The organism is Pyrinomonas methylaliphatogenes, assembly GCF_000820845.2.
Classification (GTDB): Bacteria; Acidobacteriota; Blastocatellia; order Pyrinomonadales; family Pyrinomonadaceae; genus Pyrinomonas; species Pyrinomonas methylaliphatogenes.
Window position 1 is genome coordinate 26,074 of sequence record NZ_CBXV010000006.1, and the last position, 24,109, is coordinate 50,182.

At 59.8% G+C, this 24,109-nt stretch carries 17 protein-coding genes and 1 tRNA gene; 8 read left to right on the forward strand and 10 right to left on the reverse strand.

The features are described from left to right. Nucleotides 1-68: 68 nt before the first annotated feature. The 5 genes from PYK22_RS08435 to PYK22_RS08455 form a co-directional block, all read right to left on the reverse strand. Entirely contained in the window at nucleotides 69-2,162 is a 2,094-nt protein-coding gene (locus PYK22_RS08435; RefSeq protein WP_041976168.1) for a TolC family protein, read from the reverse strand. A 46-nt stretch (nucleotides 2,163-2,208) separates the two neighbouring features. Then, nucleotides 2,209-5,469, reverse strand: coding sequence for an efflux RND transporter permease subunit (locus PYK22_RS08440; RefSeq protein ID WP_041976170.1), 3,261 nt, complete (start codon nucleotides 5,467-5,469; stop codon nucleotides 2,209-2,211). A gap of 105 nt (nucleotides 5,470-5,574) precedes the next feature. Next, nucleotides 5,575-6,834 (reverse strand): efflux RND transporter periplasmic adaptor subunit, encoded by a 1,260-nt coding sequence (locus PYK22_RS08445; protein WP_041976172.1) that lies wholly within the window; start codon nucleotides 6,832-6,834, stop codon nucleotides 5,575-5,577. A 70-nt stretch (nucleotides 6,835-6,904) separates the two neighbouring features. Beyond that, nucleotides 6,905-7,612: a TetR/AcrR family transcriptional regulator gene (locus PYK22_RS08450; protein ID WP_041976174.1), complete on the reverse strand. Its 708-nt coding sequence runs from the start codon at nucleotides 7,610-7,612 to the stop codon at nucleotides 6,905-6,907. Nucleotides 7,613-7,716: 104 nt separating this feature from the next. Then, complete coding sequence (locus PYK22_RS08455; protein WP_041976175.1) at nucleotides 7,717-9,108, reverse strand: NAD-dependent succinate-semialdehyde dehydrogenase; 1,392 nt, start codon at nucleotides 9,106-9,108, stop codon at nucleotides 7,717-7,719. A 230-nt stretch (nucleotides 9,109-9,338) separates the two neighbouring features. On the opposite strand from PYK22_RS08455, the gene PYK22_RS08460 reads away from it, so the two are divergent. The 6 genes from PYK22_RS08460 to PYK22_RS08485 all read left to right on the forward strand — a co-directional run bounded on the left by PYK22_RS08460 (nucleotide 9,339) and on the right by PYK22_RS08485 (nucleotide 14,327). After that, complete coding sequence (locus tag PYK22_RS08460) at nucleotides 9,339-9,653, forward strand: DUF883 family protein (protein ID WP_041976177.1); 315 nt, start codon at nucleotides 9,339-9,341, stop codon at nucleotides 9,651-9,653. Between the two features lie 11 nt (nucleotides 9,654-9,664). Further along, nucleotides 9,665-10,105 (forward strand): phage holin family protein, encoded by a 441-nt coding sequence (locus PYK22_RS08465; RefSeq protein ID WP_041976179.1) that lies wholly within the window; start codon nucleotides 9,665-9,667, stop codon nucleotides 10,103-10,105. Further along, a complete protein-coding gene (locus PYK22_RS16625) occupies nucleotides 10,078-10,677 on the forward strand; it encodes a hypothetical protein (RefSeq protein ID WP_157770769.1) in 600 nt (199 codons plus the stop codon). Before PYK22_RS08465 ends, PYK22_RS16625 begins: the two co-directional genes overlap by 28 nt. A gap of 210 nt (nucleotides 10,678-10,887) precedes the next feature. Then, on the forward strand, nucleotides 10,888-11,442 hold the full coding sequence (locus PYK22_RS08475; protein WP_041976183.1) for a hydrolase: 555 nt from the start codon (nucleotides 10,888-10,890) through the stop codon (nucleotides 11,440-11,442). Nucleotides 11,443-11,489: 47 nt separating this feature from the next. Beyond that, complete coding sequence (locus tag PYK22_RS08480) at nucleotides 11,490-13,757, forward strand: ATP-dependent helicase (protein ID WP_041976577.1); 2,268 nt, start codon at nucleotides 11,490-11,492, stop codon at nucleotides 13,755-13,757. A gap of 12 nt (nucleotides 13,758-13,769) precedes the next feature. Continuing rightward, the gene (locus PYK22_RS08485) at nucleotides 13,770-14,327 is read left to right on the forward strand and encodes a helix-hairpin-helix domain-containing protein (RefSeq protein WP_157770770.1); all 558 of its coding nucleotides are present in this window, start codon (nucleotides 13,770-13,772) and stop codon (nucleotides 14,325-14,327) included. A gap of 31 nt (nucleotides 14,328-14,358) precedes the next feature. Here the strand turns inward: PYK22_RS08485 and PYK22_RS08490 are convergent, their stop codons facing one another. The 4 genes from PYK22_RS08490 to PYK22_RS08505 form a co-directional block, all read right to left on the reverse strand. After that, on the reverse strand, nucleotides 14,359-15,453 hold the full coding sequence (locus tag PYK22_RS08490) for an aminotransferase class I/II-fold pyridoxal phosphate-dependent enzyme (RefSeq protein ID WP_041976186.1): 1,095 nt from the start codon (nucleotides 15,451-15,453) through the stop codon (nucleotides 14,359-14,361). Beyond that, entirely contained in the window at nucleotides 15,435-16,850 is a 1,416-nt protein-coding gene (locus tag PYK22_RS08495) for an APC family permease (RefSeq protein WP_083437723.1), read from the reverse strand. The genes PYK22_RS08490 and PYK22_RS08495 overlap by 19 nt, the downstream gene beginning before the upstream one ends. Next, nucleotides 16,805-19,069, reverse strand: coding sequence for a GH92 family glycosyl hydrolase (locus PYK22_RS08500; RefSeq protein WP_060635492.1), 2,265 nt, complete (start codon nucleotides 19,067-19,069; stop codon nucleotides 16,805-16,807). The genes PYK22_RS08495 and PYK22_RS08500 overlap by 46 nt, the downstream gene beginning before the upstream one ends. Nucleotides 19,070-19,322: 253 nt before the next feature. Further along, nucleotides 19,323-19,399 (reverse strand) — tRNA-Ile (locus tag PYK22_RS08505). Nucleotides 19,400-20,264: 865 nt separating this feature from the next. On the opposite strand from PYK22_RS08505, the gene PYK22_RS08510 reads away from it, so the two are divergent. Together PYK22_RS08510 and PYK22_RS08515 are read left to right on the forward strand one after the other, a co-directional pair. Continuing rightward, complete coding sequence (locus PYK22_RS08510; RefSeq protein WP_041976189.1) at nucleotides 20,265-20,477, forward strand: hypothetical protein; 213 nt, start codon at nucleotides 20,265-20,267, stop codon at nucleotides 20,475-20,477. A 107-nt stretch (nucleotides 20,478-20,584) separates the two neighbouring features. Beyond that, nucleotides 20,585-20,845: a hypothetical protein gene (locus PYK22_RS08515; RefSeq protein WP_041976191.1), complete on the forward strand. Its 261-nt coding sequence runs from the start codon at nucleotides 20,585-20,587 to the stop codon at nucleotides 20,843-20,845. Nucleotides 20,846-21,108: 263 nt separating this feature from the next. On the opposite strand, the gene acnA is transcribed toward PYK22_RS08515, so the two are convergent. Further along, the gene (acnA, locus tag PYK22_RS08525; RefSeq protein ID WP_041976197.1) at nucleotides 21,109-23,979 is read right to left on the reverse strand and encodes an aconitate hydratase; all 2,871 of its coding nucleotides are present in this window, start codon (nucleotides 23,977-23,979) and stop codon (nucleotides 21,109-21,111) included. Between the last annotated feature and the right edge of the window lie 130 nt (nucleotides 23,980-24,109).

The following is a 24,109-nucleotide window of genomic DNA, read 5'->3' on the forward strand; positions in this document are numbered from 1 at the left end:
TACGAAGCCGAATATTCAAACTTAACGATCCGCTCCTGGCTGCCCGCGCCGCATTCGCAGGCGGTCGCTCATTTCCCGCTCAGATCCGTCGCCACCTGTTCTTCGTCGAGCGAGAGTCTGGCTCCGGTCTTCGTCTCTTTGATGCGAATGCGATTCGCTTCGAGCGCGCTGCCCATAGCGCGCTGTAGATCAGCGATGGCTTTGTTGAGTTCGATCTGCGCGCGCAGCTCATTGCCACGCGCCGTCGTCAGGGCCGTCTGTCGCTCGAGGACGAAGAAGAAGGTCGATTGTCCCGCCTCGAATTTGCGCCGTTCGCTCTCGTACTGCTGTTCGGATGCGGCGCGAGCGGCGGCAGCCGCGCGGAGCCGCGATTCAGCCGTGCGGATCGCTTGCAGCGCATTGCGCACATCGACGGCGATCGTCTCTTCAAGCTGTGCGCGCTGCGTGCGCAACCGCTCGCCCTCGACGAGCGCGCGCCCGAGTTGAGCTTCCGCCGTGCGATTGCGCAGCGGAAGGCTGATCTGCACGCCGACGCGGAAATTGTTGAAACGATTCGCCAGAAGATTCGTTAACGCCTGTCCGTAACCGCCGAGCAGCAGATCCGGAAAGGTCTGCGTCGGCGGCGCGGGCAGCGGCGGAAGGCCGTTCAACTGAGAGAGCAGATTGACGCGATCGCGCAGTTGCGCCGTCGTCGCCGTAAACGGATTGGAAGCGGCGCCCTCTGAGAGCGTGCCGGCTAATCCGGTGACGCCGTAGCTAGCGACCAGATCGACCTGCGGCTTCGTCTGATCGCGATAGAATCGCTGGTCCACTTCGTTGATCTCGCGCGCTATATCTGCTTGCTTTATCTCGGGCCTGCTCTCCAACGCGACGCGCATCGCTTCATCCAAACCGATCGCCGGCGGTTCGAGATCGACCGTATCGGTCGGGATGAGCGCGACGTTCCAGATGGGCGAGAGGCGATCTTCCGCGATCAGAAGTTTGAGCGCGTTCTCCGCTCGATTGACGTCGTCAAGCGCCGTGTAGACGCTCTGCTCGAACCCGGAAAGCTGCGCTTCCGCGGCGACGACATCGATCGGGGCCAACAGCCCTTCGGCCACCAAACGCTTGTTGTGTTCGAGCTGCTGTCGCGCATCGCGCACCGCATCGCGTTGGATCTGCAGATTGCGTAACGCGAAGACCAGATCCCAATAGGCCCGTTGGACGGCGGTGATCGTCTCGATGGCGCGTTGGCGAAACTGCGCATCCGATAGCGACAGATTCCGCTTGGCGATCTCGATCTGCCGACGATACTGATCGAAACCGAAACCGCGCCACAGCGGCTGCGTGTAACTGAAGGTGAGCGCCGTTTGATACTGCGGATTAAGCGCGACGAACTGGTTGTTGGTCGTCAATCTGATGTTCGACAGATCGACGCGATAGCCGCCGCCGAATTTCGGCGACAAACCTTCGAACCGGAACGTGCCGGTAAGATCCGATTGCGTCACGGAACCGTTGGCGCCGCCGCTCAGAAAGCTGGCGACTGGAGTCTCAACCCGCTCATAGTAGGAACTCGAACTGAGCCGCGGATCATATGCGCCGCGCGCCGCCTGAAGATCGAATTCGGCAAGGCGCACGTTCTGTCGCGCCACCTCGATATCCTTGTTGTTCGCCAGCGCAAGCGCGATGGCATCCCGTAGAGAGAGCGGTCGTTGATTGGTCAATTCGACGCCGACGCGCCCGAATTCAGGCAACGGACGATTAGGCGCGCGATAATCGGGCGCGATCGAGGGGACCTGAGGCAATTGCTCCGGCGCCGGAGTCGGCGCGCTCTCGCGTCCGGGCTGACGCACGTCGGGGAATTGCGCGCCCTGAACCGGACCGGTCTGAACGGTCTGTTCCGGCGAGATGCCGGAAGACGTCGCTGCCGGTTGAGCGCTCGGCTGAATCGAGATCCCGGATAACGCCGATCCGCTCTGCGCCGCCGGAACGTTCGCCGATGGCACGGGCGGGTTCGCAGCCTGGCCCAGTGGAGTGTTCGCCGACGGCGCTGGGCCAGCATTCACGGCCTGCGGCGAAGAAGCGCTTCCTGGCGCGCCCGGTTGTTGAGCGAAGACGCAAGAGAAGAACAGCGATAGCTCGACGAAGAACGTCAGCGAAGACCTGAAAGCTCGAAGACGCATAGCCACACCCAAAGCGAACGCTAGACGAATAAGCTGCCGGCGATGATCACCTTCGCCACAACGCGACGATCAGCGCCAAGAACATGCCCGCCGTCGTCGCCGCTCGCCGTCGTACCCATCCGAGCGCCGCGCTGAACCGCGCGCTCAGACGGCTCAAGACGCGACTGTGACCGAGATCATCGAAGAGCGAGTAGAAGACCGGCACGGCCAGCAACGTCAACAGCAGACACAAGCTCTGACCGCCGACCACAAGCACGCCGATCGAACGATTGGTCCCCGCCCCCGGTCCGCTTGAGATCGTCAATGGGATCATGCCAGCGACGAGCGAGATCGTCGTCATCAAGATGGGGCGCAACCGATCGCGATTGGCTTGAATGATCGCTTCGTACCGGTCCATGCCCTGCGCCCGCAGCCCGTTCGTGTGATCGATCTGGAGGATCGCGTTCTTCTTGACGACGCCGAAGAGCAGCAACAGTCCGAGTCCCGAGAAGATGTTAACCGTCTGCCCCGTGATGAAGAGCGAGATGATGCCGAACGGGACGGCGAGCGGCAACGTCAGCAGGATCGTCACCGGATGGATGAACGACTCGAACTGCGCGGCCAAGACCATGTACATGAAGATGAACGAAAGCAAGAAGGCGAGCGCGAAATAGTAGCCGGCGCGTCCCAACTCTCTGGATCGCCCAGCCAATCCGGTCGTATAGCCCGGCTCGAGCCCCATCTGTTGCACGTAGCGATTCAATTGATCGATCACCGCGGCCTGCGAGCCGCCGGGCCGAACGTTGGCCGTCACCGTCACCTGTCGCTGACGATTCAACCGCTCGATCGAAGATGGACCGGTGCTCTCTTTCAATCGCACGACCTGATCGAGCGTCACATAACCGAGCTTGGTCGAAGGGACGATCATCTTCTGCAAAGCTTCGGGCGTGGTCCGCGCTTGACCGATGGCCCTCACCTCGATGTCGTACTGGTCCGTGCCTTCGTTGAAGGTCGAGACCTTTTGCCCGGCGACCAAGGTGTTCAAAGCCTGCGCGATGTCGCCGACGCGCACGCCTAAATCCGCCGCGCGGGCGCGATCTATCTCGACACGCAATTCGGGTTTGCCGGCATTGAAGGTTGTATCGGCATCGACGACATCGGGGATCGTCTTCAACTTAGCCAAAATCGTTTCCGAATATTGACGCAACTTCTCCAGATCCGGACCGCTGATGACGTACTGAATATCGGCGTTGCGGAATCCGCCGCCCGAAAAGGCGGCGACCTGCTGCACGCTCGTTCGCAGATCCGGCGGGTACTTCTTCAACATCTCACGCGCGCGCTCCATCAACTGGATCTGCGACAGCTCCCGTTCCTCGATCGGCTTCAGCTTCACGTAGATCGAGGCGCTGTTGGCGATCTCTTGCTGCCCGCCGCCGACGGTCGTCAACGTGTCGGTGACGCCCGGAAGGGTGCGCACTTCGCGCGCGATCCGCTCGGCGATCTCCGCCGTCGCCGCCGGCGTCGTCCCCTCCGGCGCGCGCAACGTGATCTCGAACTGGGACTGATCATCGACGGGCAGGAAGTTTTTGCCGATGAACATGAAGAGAGGGACGATGCTGAGGATGACCAGCAGGCTCAAGATGACAACCGCCCACCGATGGGCCAGCGCCAGCTTGAGCATCCGCGTATAGGTGCGATCGATCGCTTTGAAGACGCGCGATTCTTTCGACGTCTTCACCTGCGGCAACCCAGCTTCCTCTCGGAGCGGACCGTTCGAATAGGTCTCGATCAACTCCGCTCGTTCCTCTTCCGCCTCCGCTTCTTCGCTTCCGGTCTCTCCCCCTTCCTCCTCGCGGCGCAGGAAACGCGCGCACAGCATCGGCGTCAAGGTGAACGAAACGAGCAAGCTTACGGCGATGGCGAATGAAGCGGTAAAGCCGAACGACGACATGAAGCGTCCGACGATGCCGCGCATGAATCCGACGGGCACGAAGACCGCCAACAAGCTGAGCGTCGTCGCCATCACCGCCAACCCGATCTCCCGCGTCGCCTCGATCGCCGCTTGAAACGGCGGCATCCCCTTCTCCTCGATGAACCGATAGATGTTCTCCAAAACGACGATCGCATCATCGATGACGATGCCGACCATCAAGGTCAAAGCGAGCATCGTGATCTGATTGAGCGTGTAGCCCATCGCCGCCATCAGGCCGAAGGTCGCGATGATCGAGGTCGGGATGGCGATCGCGGCGATCAAAGTCGAACGGATGTTCCACAAAAACAGGAAGACGACGATCGCCGCAAAAAAGCCGCCTTCGATCAAGTGCGTTTCGATCGACTCAACCGCCGCCTTGATGAAGACCGATTGATCGCCGACGATCTCCGTGCGCACATCCGATGGAAGCGTGGGAGCGATCTCGTTCAAACGTTCTTTGACGGCATCGGCGACGGCGACCGTGTTCTGGCCCGATTGCTTGTAGACGACGAGCGTGACGGCAGGATCACCATTGAGCAGCGCGAGCGAACGCTGCTCTTCCGTCCCATCTTCGGCGTAGCCGATGTCGCTCAACTTGACCGGATAGGAATCGCGCGTGACGATCGCGATCTTATTGAAATCTTCCGGCTTGGGAACGCGCCCGACGGTGCGCACGACCAACTCGCGCGTCCCTTGATCGATCCGCCCGCCCGGAAGCTCCAGATTCTGCAATCTGACGGCATTGGCGACATCGGTCGGAGTCACGCCGAAGGCGCGCATCTTCTCCGGATCGACCCAGATATTAATCTGGCGCTTGCTGCCGCCAACGATCTGCACTTGACCGACGCCGCTGACCGATTCGATCCGTTTCTTGATCTGCTTGTCGGCGATCTCCGTCACCTCGCGCAAAGAGCGCGGGGCCGAAACGGCGATGCGCAAGACGGGCGTCGCGTCTGTGTCGAGCTTCTGCACGACCGGCGTCTCCGCCGTCTCCGGCAGATCCGGAATGACCAAATTTACCTTGTCGCGCACCTCCTGCGCCGCAACGTCGGCATCCTTCTCCAACAAGAAGGTGATGTAGACCTGCGAGACGCCTTCGACCGACGATGACCGCAACTCGTCGATGCCGCTGATGGTGTTGACCGCCTCTTCGATCTTGTCGGTGATCTCGGTCTCGATCTCTTCGGGCGAAGCGCCGCGATTGACGACCGTCACGGTGATCGTCGGGAAGTCAACTTTCGGGAAAAGATCGACGCCCAGAGAGAAGAACGAAAAGATCCCGACGACCGTCAGCGACAAGATCAACATCGTCGCGAAGACGGGACGACGAACGCAAATCTCAGCTAGTTTCTGCATAAAGCCTCAGCGATCGCAATATCTCTCGGATCATTGTGCCGAGCGTTCCGATAAACAGCGCTCGGATTCGCCCTGCTATCGCCGCTCCTTCGCCCCGGACCCGTTTCACTGCCGCACCGGCACCCCATCGCGCAATTTATCGAGATTGCTCGTGGCAACCAATTCCCCCGCCGCAACGCCGTTCTTGATCTCGACGAGATCGCCATCGATCTGGCCCAACTGCACGACGCGCTCTTCAGCGTGGCCGTTCTTGATGACGAAGACGCGGTTGATCCCGGCCTCAGCTCGCACGGCCCGTTGCGGGATGAGCACCGCCGGCTGGGATTCGGGCAAAAGGATGCGCACCGTCGCGAACTGGCCCGGTTTCAATAATCCCTCGTTGTTTTCGATCTCGGCCTCGACGATCAAAGTACGGGAAGCGGCGTTCAGATTAGGCGATAAGCGCACGATGCGACCGCTGAAATTTCTGCCAGGATAGGACGAAACGCTCACCGAAACGCTCTGCCCCGTACGCACCGCGCCGAGCGATTGCTCGGGGATCTCGATGCGCACGCGCATCGGATTGGTCCGCACGATGGTCGCGATCTTCGACGATGGCGTGACATATTCGCCGATATCCGCTGGCCGGTCGGCGACGTAACCACTGATCGGCGCATAAACGACCGCATCGCGAATCGCTTTGCGCGCCTGCTCGACCTGCGCGGCGGCAGCCTCGGCAGCGGCGCGCGCCGTCTGAACCGCAGCGTAAGATTGGCGCGCTTGGGCGAGCGCCGCTTCATACTGATCGCGCAACTGATCGCGCTGCGCGCGTTGCTGATCGTATGCCGCGCGCGAGACGTCTCCCGATTCGACCAGTCGCTCATAACGGCGCAACTGTTTTTCGGCAAGGTCGAGCGCCGCGCGCGCCGCTTGTACTTCGGGCACACGCGCCGGATCAAACTGCTGGCCGGGCCGAAGCCCGATGCGCTCTTCCGCCTGCCGCACGGAAGCGCGCGCCTGTTGCAATTGCGCTTCCGCTTGCTCTAAACGCAAACGCGCATCCTGATCGTCCAAGCGCACCAGAACGGCGCCGCGTGACACGTAACTGCCGAGATCGACGGCAACCGCGACGACCCGGCCAGCGACGTTCGGCGCGACATCGGTCTGCTCGTCCGCGGCGAGCGTCGCCGTCGCTTCGATGTAACGCGGCAAGGCGCGCTCGATCGCCGCCGCCGTCGTCACGTCGATCGGAGTCGGCGTCGCCTGTGCCGACGAAGAGTTCTTGTTCTCCGATTCGGCCTGCGACCCACGACATCCGTTGGCGGCGAGCGCAAACGCGATGCTGATCAGCGCATACGCGGCCACAAGAGATCTTTTCCGCGTCATAACTCTCCCACAATGCCAGAATCGTCCATCAGTTCTCACGCGAGAAGACTTTAAACGATCGGCGCATCGCTCAAGTTCCCCTCTTTCTCGACCCACCGCGCCTTCGCGCCGCACGGCGCCGCTTCGCGCTGACCCCATAGAGCAAGATCTCGGTGAAAGCGCGCGCCGCTTCTTCGTTTGAGATATCGAGTAACGTGTGCTCTTTGTCGAGAAGATTATTGGTGAAAGAGTGGTGCACGACCATACAAATGAAGGCGCGCGTGATGATGCGCGGATCCATCTTTCTAATGGTTCCGGCGCGCTGCCGCGCGGCGATGTGCGCGATCAAAAGATCATTCACTTTATGCACGTAACGCTCGATGAACATGTGATGGAACTGATGCCCTTCGAGGACCGAATAGAAGAGCAGGCGCGTGAACTCCATATCGGTCTTATGATGATCGAGGATCAGCCGCGCCAGATTCTCAAAGAAGGCGCGATCATCGCCGCGCTCCATCGCCTTAAGGAGCGGTTTAAACTCAGCGCAGGCGTTGAACATCTCGATAGCGCAAGTCTTCGCATCGAGTATCGCGCGATAGAGGTCCTCCTTGGTGGCGAAATGGCGGAAGATCATCGCCTCCGACACGCCGGCAGCGTGCGCGATCTCGCGCGTCGTCGTCCCGCGGAACCCGCGTTCGGCGAAAAGGCGCATGGCGACGCGCACGATCTGTTCGCGCCGCTCTTCGCCCGACATGCGCGCCGTCTTGTGCGCCGCGATCACCTCCGAAGTTCCATCCATCCGAGCGCCCTCAAAAAGTAAGTGCTTACTTACCATGCCGCCCGCGCTTTGTCAAGCGGCCCCTCCACTCGCGCCAGATCGAAGCGCCTGCTCCTCGGCCGCTCCTATTCTGTCCGCGTCAGTTCGGCGGCCTCAGTTCTGATCCACACCGTCTTGATGTTGACGAACTCGCGGATGCCGAACGCGCCCAACTCGCGTCCGTAACCGGAGCGTTTGACGCCGCCGAAAGGCAGGCGCGGGTCGGACGCGACCATCCCGTTGATGAAGACCAAACCGGCCTCCAGCTCTTCGATGAATCTCTCTTGCTCGCGCTCGTCGCGCGTCCACGCGCTGCTCCCTAAGCCGAAATCCGTCTCGTTGGCGAGGCGGATGGCCTCGTCCGCGTCGCGCGCGCGGAAGAGCATCGCGACGGGACCGAAGACCTCTTCGCGACGCGCGGGCGCATCTTCCGGAATATCCGCAAGGACGGTCGGCGCATAGAAGAAGCCCGGTCCAGCGAGCCGATGTCCGCCTGTTAGAAGCCGCGCTCCGGCGCTGATCGCTCTTTCCACCTGCGCCGCCACAGTCTCCAACTGGTCGCGCGTCGCGAGCGGCCCCACATCGGTCGCCGGATCGAGCGGATCGCCAACCTTCAGCCTCTCCATCGCCGCGACGAATCTTCGCTCGAACTCGTCGTAGATCCTCTCGTGAACGATGAAGCGTTTCGCCGCGATGCATGATTGTCCGTTGTTGATCGTGCGGGCGCGCACCGCGACGCTTACGGCCTCATCCAGATCGGCGCTCGGCATGACGATGAACGGATCGCTGCCGCCCAATTCGAGCACCGTCTTTTTGATCTCGCGTCCCGCGATCGAAGCGACGCTTGCCCCTGCCGCATCGCTTCCGGTCAAAGTCGCCGCCACGACGCGCCGGTCGCGCAAAACTCGCTCAACCTGACTCGATTCGATGAGCAATGTTTGAAAGACTCCTTCGGGAAAACCAGCGCGACGGAAAAGATCTTCGATGGCGAGCGCGCATTGCGGGACACAAGAGGCGTGCTTGAGCAGCGCGACGTTTCCGGCCATGAGCGCGGGCGCGGCGAAACGGAAGACCTGCCAGAACGGGAAGTTCCAAGGCATGATGGCGAGGATCGGTCCCAACGGTCGATAACGGATAAAGCTGCGCGTGGCGTTGGTCTTGACCTCCTCATCGGCGAGGAACCTCTCGCCGTTCTCCGCGTAGAAGCGGCACGCCCAGGCGCACTTTTGCGCCTCCTCGACCGCCGCCTTGAAAAGTTTCCCCATCTCCGTAGTCATCAAACGCCCGAAACGCTCGCGTTCGGCTTCAAGGATCTCCGCCGCGCGCAACAGCTTCATCGCGCGCTCAGCCAAACTGGTCCGACGGTAGTCAATGAAAGTTTCCGCCGCCAGGTTTAATCGGCTCTCGATCTCGTTCTCGGCGAGCGGCTCGAACGTTTCGATCACTTCGCCGGTCGCTGGGTTGATGCTTCTGATCATGACGGTTTGCCCTCCCGAATGCCTCTTTCTCGCTGTATCGTTACTATCCTCGATCATGCCCCCAAGCGTACAATTTCGCAACAAGCCCCAGCGGTGAAGAGGCGCGGCCTCGCCTGAAACCACACTGGCATAAGATTTGCCCGAAGAATCGGAACGCGAAGGAAGAGTTTTCGTATAGCCTTTTAGCAGGGCGGGAATACCGCCGAAAAACTTTGTAAGGAGATGAGCAAATGGAAGAGATGCGAGCGAACGTCGAATACGGGTCAACTGGCAGCGAGGAGCCGCAGGCGCAAGACCTAGCGAGACAAGCGCGCGAACAGGTGCAGCAGATCGGACAAAAGGTGGCGACAGCGGCCACGCAAGCCAAAGATTATGTCTCCGAGAAGGCCGCGGTCGTCGGCAGCAAGATCAAGGATCTTCAAAGCAAGGATATACGCGAAGTCGCCGACGAGGCGAAATCCTACGCGCGACAGAATCCCGGGCAAGCTCTTCTGATCTCGGCAGCGGCAGGTTTTCTTCTCGGTTTGCTGTTCCGCCGACGATAAAGGAGGGGGAGATGGCCGAAACCGAAAGGAGCGTGACGACCAAATCGCCGACGGAGCTGGAGAGTCTTCCGGCGCTGTTTGGACGTTTGGGCGATGACGTGCTTAAATTGATGGACACGAAGATAAGCTTGCTCCGTATAGAGCTGCGCGAGGAGATCACGAACTACGTTCGGGGTCTCATCCTTACCATCTTCGGGGCAAGCTTAGCGCTGATCGGCCTTGCGCTCCTTGGCGTGGCGGCTGCTCTTTACATCTCCGGTTTTATGAGCGCGCCGCCGCCGAACCACTATGCACTGGGTTTTCTGGCCATCGGCCTCTTCTTCGGTCTGGCTGGCGCGTTGCTCTCTTTGATGATGAAAGGTCGTCTGGCGGTGCGCGAACTGATGCCCGATAGAAGCCTCGAAGAGTTGAGGAAAGATAAGCGATGGTTGAAGCACGAGATCAATCGTTGACCGAGCAGGAAGCGACCAAAGAGGAGCTACAGCGGCGCATGGAGGAGGCGCGCGAATCGATCGCCCAAACCGTCGAGGAGATCAGGGATACCGTGAGCACTCAATACCAGCAGGTGAAGGAGGCTCTCGATTGGCGAGAGCAATACCGGCGCCATCCGCTCGTCTTCACAGCGGGAGCCTTCAGCGCTGGTTTCCTTCTGGGTTACGGCATCGCTGGAACGCTCAAGGGCGAAGGCGAAAGATGGGATACGGAAGGCATCTATCCAACCGCTTCGCACTACGACCGAGCGGCGCCGGAGCAGATGCACGCCGCTCGTCCGGGCCTCTTCGAACGTTTTCAGCAAACGCGCGCTTATGAGCGCTTGCAAGAGGAGCTATCGAACATCGGCGATCGCCTCATCGAACAGCTTTCGACGACGGCGCAAACCGTCGTCCTGCCGCTCCTGCTGGCGAAACTGAAGGAGGCGATCGGGCTGGAGACCGGCAAGCGCGCTGAAGCTGAGCCTGAGGCTCGCCCTCAGGCTCAGAAAGCCGCCGCTTCGACCGGCGAGGCAACGAGGGGCGTCGGCTGATCGGGATGGCACACTCACCTTTTAATCAGATGAACGGGTTTGGCAGTCATCCGACTGCGAACGAGCCAGGGTAAGGGGTCGCACGATGGCGGGCGCTGGTGCCCGCCATCGTGCTTTCGAGTTGAATCCAGCGAAGCGGTGCCCGACGTCGCTCAAAGATCCCCGCCTGTGTTATCCTCACTCGGCGAGCTCCCTTCAAAAGAGGTCTATATGAGGCACGAGAAGCTTCTCGACCAGAAGCAAACGGCGCTGCTCATCATCGACATGCAGGAAGCTTTCCGCCAAGCGATCTCGGATTTTACGGAGACCGCCGCTCGCATCGCACTCGTCGCGCACGCTGCGCATCTTTTGCGCCTACCGCTCATCATTACGGAACAATATCCACAGGGATTGGGACGGACGGTGAACGAGATTCGCGCCGTGCTTCCCGATCTCGCGCCGATCGAGAAGACCTGTTTCAGCGCCTGTGACGCGCCCCTTTTTCGCGCTCGACTGGAAGAGACGGGCGCGCGCCAAGTGGTCGTTTGCGGGATCGAGGCGCACATCTGCATCAATCAAACCGTTCACGATCTGTTGGCGCGCGGCTATCAGGTTCATATCCTGACCGATTGCATAACATCGCGTGCGGCGCACAACAAACACGCTGCCGTGGCGAAGATGCAGATGAACGGCGCTATGCCGTCGACGACTGAGATGATGCTTTTCGAGCTTCTGCGCGATTCGCGCCACGAGCAGTTCAAAGCGATCCAGAGATTGATCAAATGATCGATTCTTCTACAATCATCTCCCATTGAACGATGATGGTTGATTCGATGGACCTACTCGCATCATTGAACGAGCAACAGCGTGAAGCGGTGACGACGACGGAAGGCCCGGTCCTCGTCCTCGCCGGAGCCGGATCGGGCAAAACGCGCGTCATCGCGCATCGGATCGCCTATCTGATCGCCGAGCGCGGCATCCCGCCGGCGAACATATTAGCCGTCACCTTCACCAACAAGGCGGCGGAAGAGATGCGCGAGCGCGTCGAAAGCCTTCTGCGCGGCTCGAAGCTGGCGAGCGCGCCGCTCATTTCGACTTTTCACAGTCTATGCGTGCGCATCTTGCGTCGTGACATCGAAGCGCTCGGCGAAGGCTATACGCGGGATTTTACGATCTACGATCAGGACGATTCCATCCGGCTGGTGAAGAACTGTTTGAAGGAACTCGGGTATGATGAACAGCGCCTGAGCGCGCGTTCCATTCAATCGGCCATCAGTCATGCCAAGAACAGCGGGCTCGATGCCGAGATGTTCGCCGCGCGCGTCGAATACAATGACGAACGGCGCGCCGCCATCGCGCGCGTTTTCCGCCTCTACGACGAACGGCTGCGCGCCAACAACGCGCTCGATTTCGATGATCTGCTGATCAAGACGGTCCAACTCCTGCGCCGATGCGCTGATATCCGCCAACACTACAACGCCAAGTTCCGCTACATCCTCGTCGATGAATACCAGGACACCAATGCGCTTCAATTCGCGCTGGTCCAACTTCTTACCGAACAGCAGCAGAACCTATGCGTCGTCGGCGATGAGGACCAGTCGATTTACAAATGGCGGGGCGCGGATATCACGAACATCTTGAACTTCGAGAAGCACTACAAGGATGCGCGCATCATTCGCCTCGAGCAGAACTACCGCTCGACGCAGAACATCCTCGACGCGGCCAGCCACGTCGTCAGCCATAACACGGAGCGAAAGGGGAAGCGGCTGTGGACCGCCAATCCGACGGGCGAGAAGATCCGCTACTATCAAGCGCCCGATGCGGAGATGGAAGCGCGCTTCGTGGCGGCGACGATTCAGGAGCATCTGGTGAACGACCCGCGCGCGCGCATCGCGGTGCTTTATCGCACTAACGCGCAATCGCGCCTTTTCGAAGAGGCCCTCAGAAGGCTGGGCATCCCTTATCAGATCGTCGGCGGGTTCTCCTTCTACGAGCGCGCGGAGGTGCGCGATATCATCGCCTATTTGAAGCTCGCCCTCAATCCACACGACTCGCTCGCCCTGCAGCGGATCATCAATACGCCGCCGCGCGGCATCGGTCGTCAAACCGTTGATGAGATCGAACGGCGCGCGCGCGACTGCGGCGGCTCATATTGGGAGGCGATCTCGATCATGACGGAGCAGGGAGATGGGCGCGCGCGCGCCATCGCCGCCTTGAAAGGTTTTCAGCAAACTATCACGCGGCTCGTCACGCTGGCCCAGCGCGCGCCCGCATCCGAGGTCGTCAAAGCGGCGATTATCGATACGGGCTATGAGCTCGCGCTCAAGGCGGAGGGTACCGAAGAGGCGGACGCGCGGCTAGCTAACCTGCAGGAACTGGTCAACGCCGCCGTCGAATACGACGCGCGCGAGGGTGGCGGATTGCGCGAGTTCCTCGATGCGGCGGCGCTCATCTCCGACGCCGATCAGTACCGGCACGACGCGCGCGTCACGCTCATGACCATGCACGCGGCGAAGGGGTTGGAATTTCCCATCGTCTTCATCGTCGGACTCGAAGACGGGATCTTTCCGCATGCGCGCGCCGCAGCCGATCGCGCCGAACTCGAAGAGGAGAGGCGATTGTGTTATGTCGCCATCACGCGCGCACAACGCATCCTCTATCTCACACACGCGATGAAACGGCGTGTCTACGGCGAAGAGCTATCAGCCGAGCCTTCTCAATTCCTGAGCGAACTGCCTCTCGAGTTGATCGAAGACCTCTCGCGCGGTCGCTCATGGCTCAGCCTCAAACGCGCCTCGATCGCCCTCGAAGATCGTTACGCGCCGCGCCGCTATCAAGGTAAGACTTACGATTCCGTGGATTCGATCGCCGAGTTCTTTCGCCGCCGCAATGCCCGCACGGACCAGACGGATCGCGCCGCAGCAGTCGCTTCCCAGCCGGGCGAATTCAAGCCGGGCACGCATGTGCGCCATCCGAAGTACGGGCGCGGATTGGTCATCAAGCGCGAGGGAACGGGCGATTCGGCCAAAATCATCGTCAACTTTCCCGGCTACGGGCAGAAGAAGCTGATCGAGAAGTATGCCAATCTGGAACCAGCTTAAGGGCGGAAACGGGTGAAGATCGCAGGCCGGCCCGTGCGATGGACGACATCGAGCCGACACGAGAACGATGAGCTGGAGCGCGAAACGACCATGACCAATGAAGAGATCGCCGAAAGACTTGCACGTCTCGCCCTGCTCATGGAGATCCGCGGCGATGATCCGTTCCGCATCCGCGCCTACAGGGACGCCGCGGAGGTGATACGCCATTGGCCTACGCCGCTCGCCGAGATCGCGCGCGAGAAAGGGGAAGAGGGATTGCGCCAACTCCCCAAGGTCGGGCGTGCCATCAGCGCCAAGATCATGGAGCTTTTGGAGCGCGGGACCTTCGCCACTTGGGAGAAGTTGACTGAAGAGACCCCGGCCTCGGTGCTCGATCTCCTTCTCGTAGAGGGCATCGGCCCCAAAACGGCCGCGACGCTCTATCGAAAATTCAAGATCGCCTCGCTCGAAGATCTGGCCAAATTCGTCGAAGGGGGCGGACTCGAACTCATCGACAGGATCACGCCGCAGAACGCGCGAAAGATCGAAACCAGCCTGCGCGAACTGATGAAGCTCAAAGAAGAACGCTGACCACTTCGGCGCGCGATCGCCGTTCGTGCGATCAGTTTCGCGTCGCGAGCTCATCGAGCGCCGCCCCCAAACGCTCCAGTCCAGCGGCGAGCGTCTGCGTGTCACACCCGATGCCGATGCGGAAACGATCTTCCACGCCGAAGAACTCTCCCGGGACGACAGCGGTCTCATATTTATCGCGCAACAATCGACACAGATCATCGACACGCCCGCTCCTCAAACGCGGAAAGATGGTCGTTCCATAAGGGACTCTGAAAGGCTCGAGATCGCCTCTCGAATCGAAGAAGCTTTCAAGCAGGGCGCGGTTTCTGGCGAGCAGATCTTTCGCTCGGCGGCTGATGCTTTCGATATTCTTCAACGCGACGACGCTCAGGCGCTCCGCTGGATGGGCCATGATGACGCCGTACAGATCATGCAACAACCACATCTTCCGCACCAGATCAGCATCGGCTAACGCCCATCCGCAGCGCAATCCACTTAAACCGTAAGTCTTCGTCAGACTGTTCGTCGAGATGAATTCTGGCCCGAGATGGAAAGCCGGCTTGGGCGCGTCTTCAAACGCCGTTTCAAGATAGACCTCGTCGATGAGCACGCGGGCTCCGACACGACGCGCGAGACGACCGATCTCCTTCAGCGTTTGCACATCTGTCAGCGCGCTCGTCGGATTGTGAAGATTGGTCATGACGATGAGGCGCGTTCGCGCGCTCATCGAACGTTCGATCTCTTCGGGTTCAATGGCGAATCCCTTCTCCGCGCGCCGTTCGAAACGCTTTACCCGAGCGCCTAAATAAAGCGCCGTGGCGATCAGTGGTTCATAGGTCGGACGCTCGATCAAAACCTCATCGCCGGGCTCTATCGAAACGGCCATCGCCAGATGGTTGGCCATAGAGGCGCCAGCCGCCGTGATGACGTTCTCCGGCGCCACCTCGTATCTTGCCGCTAGCAGGCGAATGAGCGGTTCGTATCCATAGAAGCTCGGCCCGCTGATCTCCAGATCATCCAGCTCGATCGGAAGCTCGCGCAAAGAGAGATTGGCGACACCGCTCGTCGCCAGATTGAACCGAGCATGAGTTTCAGTTTTGGCCCAGATCAGGTAACCCGAATTCATCACGCGGCGCTGATCCATGATGGTCTCCTTTGCCAAAGGAAGTAGATCGGAACGCCCGCGAGCAAGATGAAGAATCCGATGAGGCTGTTGTGCGGATACTTGTAGATCGCGCTGGCGACGACGTAGCAACTTGCGCCGATGAAGAAGAGCGTCGTCAACGGATGGCCAGGAACGGAATAATCGACGCGCTGCCCGCCCGCGCGGCGGCGGAAGATGAAGAGCGAAGCGGCCGTCAACCCGAACCAGATGAAATCGACCGGGACCACGTAGTTTAAAATCTGCTCATAACGACCCGAAATGACGATCACCGTCGCCAACAAGCCTTGCAGCACGATCGCCGTCACGGGCACGCGCGTTTTCGGGTGGACCAGCCCGACGCGACGGAAGAAGAGACCGTCTTCAGCCATCGCAAAATAGACGCGCGGCGCAGTCAGCATGCCTTGACTTAAGAAACCGAGCGTCGAGATGGCGATCCCGATGGCGATCAAACGCGCGCCCGCCGGCCCAAGCGCCGCACGCATCACCTCGGAAGCGGGCGTCTGCGTTTTCGCCAACCCATCCGCCCCGAGAGCGCGCAAGCAGACGAAGTTGACTGCGAGATAGAGCAAGATCACGCCGACGACTCCGATGAGCAGGCCTCGTGGGAGATCGCGCCGCGGCTCGCGCAATTCGCCCGCGACGAAACTCGCCGTCTGCCAACCGCCGTAGGCGAAGAGCACGGGGACGAGCGCCGCGCCGAATGCCGTAACGAGAGCGAAAGGTTTGCGGTCCAGCGTCGCAATGATACCTACCTTCGAAGGGGACGCAACGAACAACCCGCAACCGACGAGCGCCGCGATAGCCGCGACCTTCAAAACCATGAGGATGCTTTGCGTTGCGCTTCCGGCTCGCACCCCGAGGCAATTGATCGCCGTCAAAGCGATGAGCGTCACTGACGCGATGGCCCAGTCGGGAATCGAAAGGTTCGACAACTCGCGTAAATAACGGGCGAAAGTCGCCGCCACTGCTGCCATGCCGCCCGATTGCGTAACGAGCAGGAGCGTCCACCCGTAAAGGAACGCGACCAGCGGATGAAAAGCCTCGCGCAAGTAGGCATATTGCCCGCCGACATCGGGACGACGCGCCGCCAACTCCGCGTAGATGAACGCGCCAGCGAGCGCGATCGATCCGCCGACGAGCCAAGCGGCGATGATCAACGCGGGCGCTTCGATGACGCGCGCGACGACCGATGGGTTCATGAAGATGCCCGAGCCGATGATGCCGCCCATGACGAGCATGGTGGCATCGAACAATCCGAGCCGCCGCGCGAGCGTAACCGGTTGACAGTCGCCTCTCACTGGTCCAGTCCGATGAACTCGTTCGATCGCTTCTATGGCCTTTCGATCCTCGAAAACGGCGCCTCCTTTGTCCCCCATCGTGAAGGTCTATCGCTCATCGTGAGAACGAGCGTTCCGCCGCGCATCAGATCATCATGCGTGATGAAGGGGCGCGAATAGGGCCGCCCGTTGAGCGTCGCCGATCGGATGTAGATCCTTCTGGCAGAGACGTTACGCGCTCGTATGGTGAAACGCCTCCCGTTCTCGAGATTGAATGTCACCTCTTCGAAGAGCGGCGAACCGATGGCATAGGTTTTCGAGCCGGGCGTAACCGGATAAAAGCCAGCCGCGCTGAAGATATACCAAGCAGACATCTGCCCACAATCTTCGTTGCCGCTCAGACCATCGGGCGTCGGTTTGTAGAGTTCCGTCATGATCTGATGCACGCGCGCCTGCGCCTTCCACGGTCGCCCGACATAGTCGTAAAGATAGGCGATGTGGTGGCTCGGCTCGTTGCCGTGCGCATACTGCCCGATGAGCCCTGTAATGTCAGGCAGTTCCCTGCCGGTCAACTTGCTCTCTGTTGTAAACAGTTCATCGAGCTTTAGCTCGAATCTCTCCGGACCACCCATCAACTCGATAAGACCGCCGATGTCTTGCGGGACGAAGAAGGTGTATTGCCAAGCGTTGGCTTCCGTGTAGTGCGCGGAGACTTCGCGCGGATCGAAAGGGGTGAGCCAGCTTCCGTCACGCTTCCGCGGGCGCATGAAGCCGGTTTCGCGGTCAAATAGATTCCTGTAGTACCGCGCGCGTTCGAGATAACGACGATGGTCGTCGTCTCTTCCGAGCAGGCGCGCCATTTGCGCAATGCACCAATCATCGTAAGCGTATTCGAGCGTCTTCGAAACCGATTCGCGATCATCTTCGATCGCGACATAACCGCGTTGTCGGTAAGCCGCTAATCCGCGCGCGTCACGCTCGGCGCTCTGCTTCATCGCTTCGAAGGCCTCTTCCCAATCGAACCCGGCGATGCCTTTGACCGCCGCATCGGCGATCACGGATACCGCGTGATAGCCGATCATCGTATCGGTCTCATTGGCCGCAAGCTCCCAAACGGGCAAACGCCCAACCTGCTCGTATTGCGCGAGGAAAGTGCGGATGAAATCGCGCGTGCGCCTCTGATCGATGATCGTAAACAGCGGATGAGCGGCGCGGAACGTGTCCCACAACGAGAAGACCGTGTAGTGGGTGTAGTCGCGGGCCGTGTGGATCTTGAAATCGCGCCCACGGTAGCGCCCATCGACATCCATGAAGACGTTAGGCGCGAGCATCAGGTGATACATCGCCGTGTAGAAATCGATCAACTGCTCGCGCGTTCCGCCGCGGACGATGATCCGACTCAATTCGCGCTCCCACGCTCGCTCGGCATCGCGCCGGACGCGCTCGAAATCCCAGTGATTCAATTCCGCGGCGAGATTGCGGCGCGCGCCATCCAGATCTACGGCTGAAATGGCAACGCGCACAAGTATCGGTTCATCATGCCGCGCGTCAAAGCGAAAGAAGGCCCTAACGTCAGCGCCACGCGCTTCACGCGCCCCGGCGAGGATGCGCCCATCGAGCGCAATCCCAAATTCTTTGAAGGGCTTAGAAAACTCCGCGACGAAATAGACGATTTGATCGCGCGCCCAAGACTGCGAACGACGATAACCCTCGATGCGCGCCGGGCCGACAACGCGCAGCATCGAATCGAGCACTTTGTCGCGATGACGTAGATCGACGATGATGTTCGCGCGATCCGTGTCCGGGAAAGTGTAACGATGAAGCCCAACGCGCATCGTCGCCGTGAGCTCGACCTTGATCTTTTCATCATCGAGCAACACGGCATAATAGCCTGGCCTTGCGACCTCGTTGCGATGACTGAAATGCGAAGCATAGCCGCGCATCGCATCCTCACCGGTCTTGGGTTCAAGGTAGGCTTCGCCAACCGTCGGCGCAAACAGTATGTCGTTGTAGTCAGGCACTCCGGTGCCGCTCAGATGCGTGTGACTGAAACCATAGATCACGTCGTCCGAATAGTGATAGCCCGAACAGCTATCCCAACCGGTCACGCGCGTATCGGGCGAAAGCTGAACCATCCCGAAAGGGAGAACGGCGCCCGGATAAGTGTGACCGTGCCCGCCCGTTCCGATGAACGGATTAACGTAATCGACCAGTTTCGCAGTCCGACGCTGCGCCAAAGCGGATTGTGTCAAAAGAGATGCGAACGCGAACAACAAGAACGAACCGATCAATCGCCTATGTCCGCCCGTGCGAACCATCCGCTCTCTCTATCTCCTCGATGGTGTCGATCGCTTGGAGCTTACGCGATTATCACTCACATTCAACCCAAAAGGCGAGAGATGGAAACAGATGAGAAGCCATCTCACATTCAATGTTGACTCGACTATCGACTCCGACGGGCGGGGCGCGCCATATGCCAAATCATTGATAAGCTTCTTTCTCTTCAACGACATCGACACGGGCAAGAGTTTTAGCGCCACGGGCTACATTGATAAGGGGAGGAAGGAGGGTTGGTGCCCTCGGTAGGACTCGAACCTACAACCAACGGATTATGAGTCCGCTGCTCTGACCGATTGAGCTACGAGGGCACAAAACAAGAGCTTTCGGCGCTGATTGGCCGCGCCTTCGCCCCAGAGACGCGAGCCGCGCTGTTTAAACCTTAGTGACAGAATTCTCTTCCCTCACCCGCGCCCGAGGATCTCATCGCCACTTCAGCGACACGAAGGCACATCCGAAGTCGGAGAGCTGAAAATTATAAGACCAAAATGCAGGAGCGGCAAGCCATTGAATCAGGGCGTGCGCTTCGCCTTACACGGCAAGCAGTTTACATGGCGAGCAGGACTGTGGACTCATTCGATCGAAGCCTATCCAAGGGCGCGACAAGAGCGGTTCGCACCCGCCCGCGTCGCATGAATCCGTCGGACACGAATGCGACCGATGCGCGCTAGCACCTCTAGCAGAGCGGATGCCCCCGCTCGCCTCAAATAGGCAAAAGCCAGCTGTCGAAACGCACACCGGCATCCAGTTCGACGAACGCCGTCTGAGCAACCCGATGAGCGTTTGACTTCTCACTCAGGCTCGGTCGGCTCGACGATTTCATCAGTCGATCCCGATGCCTGAAGGCACGGCGTTCGCAAGTCCCCTCAGTCAGCTCGACGATCTGCTCGAACGCGACGTTCCTTTTTCGTATCGGTTCGCGAGCCCCTCGGTCAGCTCGACGATCCCAGCTTATACCCACACAAGGGCTCGATCGGAGCGCGGCATCCTTTCGATCGGGAACCTCATCGAATCCCCACCAATTCGGCGTTCGGTTATTGAACCAAAATGGTGTAGCATCTCGAATCTTTATCATCAGCGCTCGATTCGAGGTTCAGCAAAATTGTGAGTACATCGTCTACACCATCTTTCAAAGATGTGTTGATTTGTTTGTCATCATCTGGTACACACAAAGTGATGACGAAGAACGTTAGGTTCAACGTCAGAGTCAGTCCGCAAGTCAGAGAAGAGTTCCAAGCCGCCGCTCGACTTCGTGGAGCAACCGCATCTAGTTTGGTTCACCAGTTCATGGTGAAAGTGATCCGAGAGGAGAAGGAACGGAATCCGAAAGAGTTCGCGCGGGCGCTGGCCGAGGTGCAGGCCAAAGGGGCGCAGAACCTCAAAGTATAATTGCGCGGCTCTTAAGCTCCCGCGGGCGGCCCGAATGACGAATCTCACGCCAAACCGTTCAACGCTTTCAGCGCAATTTCGCGCGAGGGGGATCTATTCTGACGGGGATGCTTTACAAAATCGGGAATATCATCTTCAACGCTGAACGGCTGATCGATGCCTCCTTCCGCAACGACGACAAAGAGAGCTACCTTTCCATCAGACTAGCTGGAGCGAGTCCGGGCGGTCACTCATACACCGTGCTCAGTTTCAAAGGGGAGACGGCGCGCGTCGTTTGGCAAGCGTTGACCGAACAAGCGAAAGAGTTGATCGCTTCCGTTCCCAAAGAAGAGCGCGGGCCGTCGAATTCGACGCCCGCGCTGTGGTGATGCGAGTCCGCTTTAACTGGACGAGCTTCAACGGAACGCCCTTGCAAACGACCTTGCAACCACAAGGATTTTTATCGATTCCGGCGTTGTTGTCGCACGGCGAGGCGGTAGTTCCTTGCAAGCGACCTTACAACCACAAGGATCTTTATCTCGCTGATGAAGGATCAGACGCGCCTAAACCTTCTGTCGAAAGAGGCGAATTTCTGCTCCGAGTTTGAGGCTCAGGAGAGACAAGCTGCTCCCCTGAGCCTGCGTTTTGCGGGTCAGCTTCGCAGCAATTGACGCAGAACGTATGGCAGGATCCCGCCGTGTCTGTAGTATTCGACTTCAATCGGCGTATCGATGCGCAGGATCACCGGCACGCTTTCGGTCCGCCCATCGGCGCGATGGATGACGAGCGTCACCTCTTCGCGCGGCGAGATGCCATCCTCGATGCCGATGATATCGAAGACCTCTGTGCCGTTGAGTCCAAGCGTTTGCGCGCTCATCCCCTCCTTGAACTGGCAGGGGAGCACGCCCATGCCGACGAGATTCGAGCGGTGGATGCGCTCGAAGCTTTGCGCGATGACGGCGCGCACGCCCAGAAGGCGCGTCCCCTTAGCCGCCCAATCGCGCGAGCTGCCCGTGCCGTACTCCTGACCGGCGATGACGACGAGCGGGACGCCCGCCGCCTGGTAGTGCATGGCAGCATCATAGATGCTCATCCGCTCGCCGACCGGTTGGAGCACCGTAACGCCGCCCTCCGTGCCGGGCACCATCAGGTTTTTGATGCGCACGTTGGCGAAGGTGCCGCGCACCATGACCTGATGATTGCCGCGCCGCGCGCCATAGGAGTTGAAATCCTCTGGCTTGACGCCACACAGCTGCAAGTAGACGCCCGCGGGCGAGGCTGGTTTGATCGCCCCCGCTGGGCTAATGTGATCGGTCGTCACCGAATCGCCGAAGATCGCCAAGGGGCGCGCTCCTTTGATATCGGACAACGCCCCCGGTTCCATGCTGAATCTTTCGAAGTAGGGCGGCTCTTGGATGTAGGTCGATTGTGGATCCCAGTTGTATACCTCGCCCGTGCTCGTCGGAATTTCGTTCCACAAAGGATTCTCTTCGACGAAGTCGCTGTAAAGCCGACGATAGGTGTCGGGATCAAACGCCAAACGCATCATCTCGTTGACCTCATCGAGCGAAGGCCAAATATCACGCAAGTAGACGTTGCGCCCTTCGCGATCTTTACCAATCGGATCGGTCTCAAGATTGATGCGCACCGTTCCGGCGAGCGCGAAGGCGACGACGAGCGGCGGGCTCGCTAAGAAGTTTGCTCGCACGCTCTGATGAACGCGCGCCTCGAAGTTGCGGTTGCCCGATAGCACGCTTGCGACAACCAGATCGCGAGCGTTGATCGCCTCTTCGATGTGCGCGTCGAGCGGCCCGCTGTTGCCAATGCAGGTCGTACATCCATAACCGACGAGATTGAAGCCCAACCGGTCCAGATAATCTTGCAGGCCAGATCTCTTCAAGTATTCCGTGACGACGCGCGATCCAGGGGCGAGGCTCGTTTTGACATATGGCGGCACGCGCAGGCCGCGTTCGACCGCTTTCTTCGCCAAAAGTCCGGCGGCGAGCATGACGCTCGGATTTGACGTGTTGGTACAGGAGGTGATCGCCGCGATCACCACATCACCGTGACCGAGATCGAATCCATCGAGCGGAAGCTCGCCCGGCGGAAGCTCTTCGATGCGATCCGGCGTTGGGCGATTGTTGATCATTTCGACTTCGGTCAAAACGTTCGTGTTCTTCACGCTGACCGTATCGCGCACGGCAACAGGGATCGTCTCAGGCCCCTGCTCTCCACCGCCAGCAAGCGGCACCTGTTCGGCAAAGGGCGTCGGTTGATGGACGGGCACGCGCACGTCCGTTTCCGTCTTGCCGTAGCCGCCCTCGGTCATCGGTTTGCGCAACAGTTCGAGGAAGCGATCCTTCAATTGCGCGAGTTCGATCCTATCCTGTGGCCGACGTGGACCGGCGACGCTCGGGCTGACGGTCGCTAGATCCAATTCGAGAACGGTCGTGTAATCGATCTCGCCCGCGCGCGGGATGCCGAACATGCCTTGGGCTTTGAAGTAGTTGCGGAACGCTTCGACGTGTTCTTCGCTTCTTCCCGTCGCCAACAGATACTCGCAAGATTTTTCGTCGACCGGGAAGAAGCCCATCGTCGCTCCGTATTCGGGCGCCATATTGGCGATCGTCGCGCGATCGGGAACGTGGAGACTCGCCGCCCCCTCGCCGAAGAACTCGACGAACTTGCCGACAACTTTCGCTTGCCTGAGCATCTCAGTGATACGCAAGACAAGATCAGTCGCGGTCACGCCCGCTTGCAATTTGCCGGTCAAGTGAACGCCGACGACATCTGGCGTCAAGAAGTAAACGGGCTGGCCCAGCATCGCCGCTTCCGCTTCGATGCCGCCCACGCCCCAACCGACGACGCCGAGCCCGTTGATCATCGTCGTGTGCGAATCGGTCCCGACGAGCGTGTCGGGGAAGTAGACGCCGTCGCGCTCGATCACGCCTTTAGCCAAATATTCGAGGTTGACCTGATGGCAGATGCCGATGCCGGGCGGAATCACGCGAAAACCGTTGAAGGCCTGCTGCCCCCATTTCAAAAACTGATAGCGCGAGCGGTTGCGGCGAAACTCCATCTCCATGTTGCGCCGCAAGGCATCGGGCACGCGCGCGAAATCGACCTGCACCGAGTGGTCCACGACGAGATCGACGGGCACTAACGGTTCGATGATCTTCGGGTCGCGCCCCATGCGCGCGACCGCCGAACGCATCGCCGCTAAATCGACGAGCAACGGGACGCCCGTGAAATCCTGCAATAGGACGCGCGCCACGACGAAAGGGATCTCATCTTGCCTTTCAGCATTCGGTTGCCAACCGGCCAGCTTGCGCACGTCATCCTCGCGCACCCTGTGACCATCATAATTGCGCAGCACAGATTCGAGTACGATGCGAATCGAAATCGGCAAACGCGAGATCTGGCCCAGCCCTTTGCGCTCGAGCTGCGGCAGCGAATAGAAGCGGCCCGTCCGCCCACGCCCGAGATCGAATTCCTGCAGAGAGTTGTAGAGGTTATGTGTCATGGCGATCCTGCGAATTTTCAAGGAGTTGATTCCAGAGAGTCGCGCGATCGATACGAACGATCGTGAAAGATCACCCCTTCAGTTTAAGAGCCGCCTGGCGAGAGGTCAAGCAACCGCTCCCGCTGACTGC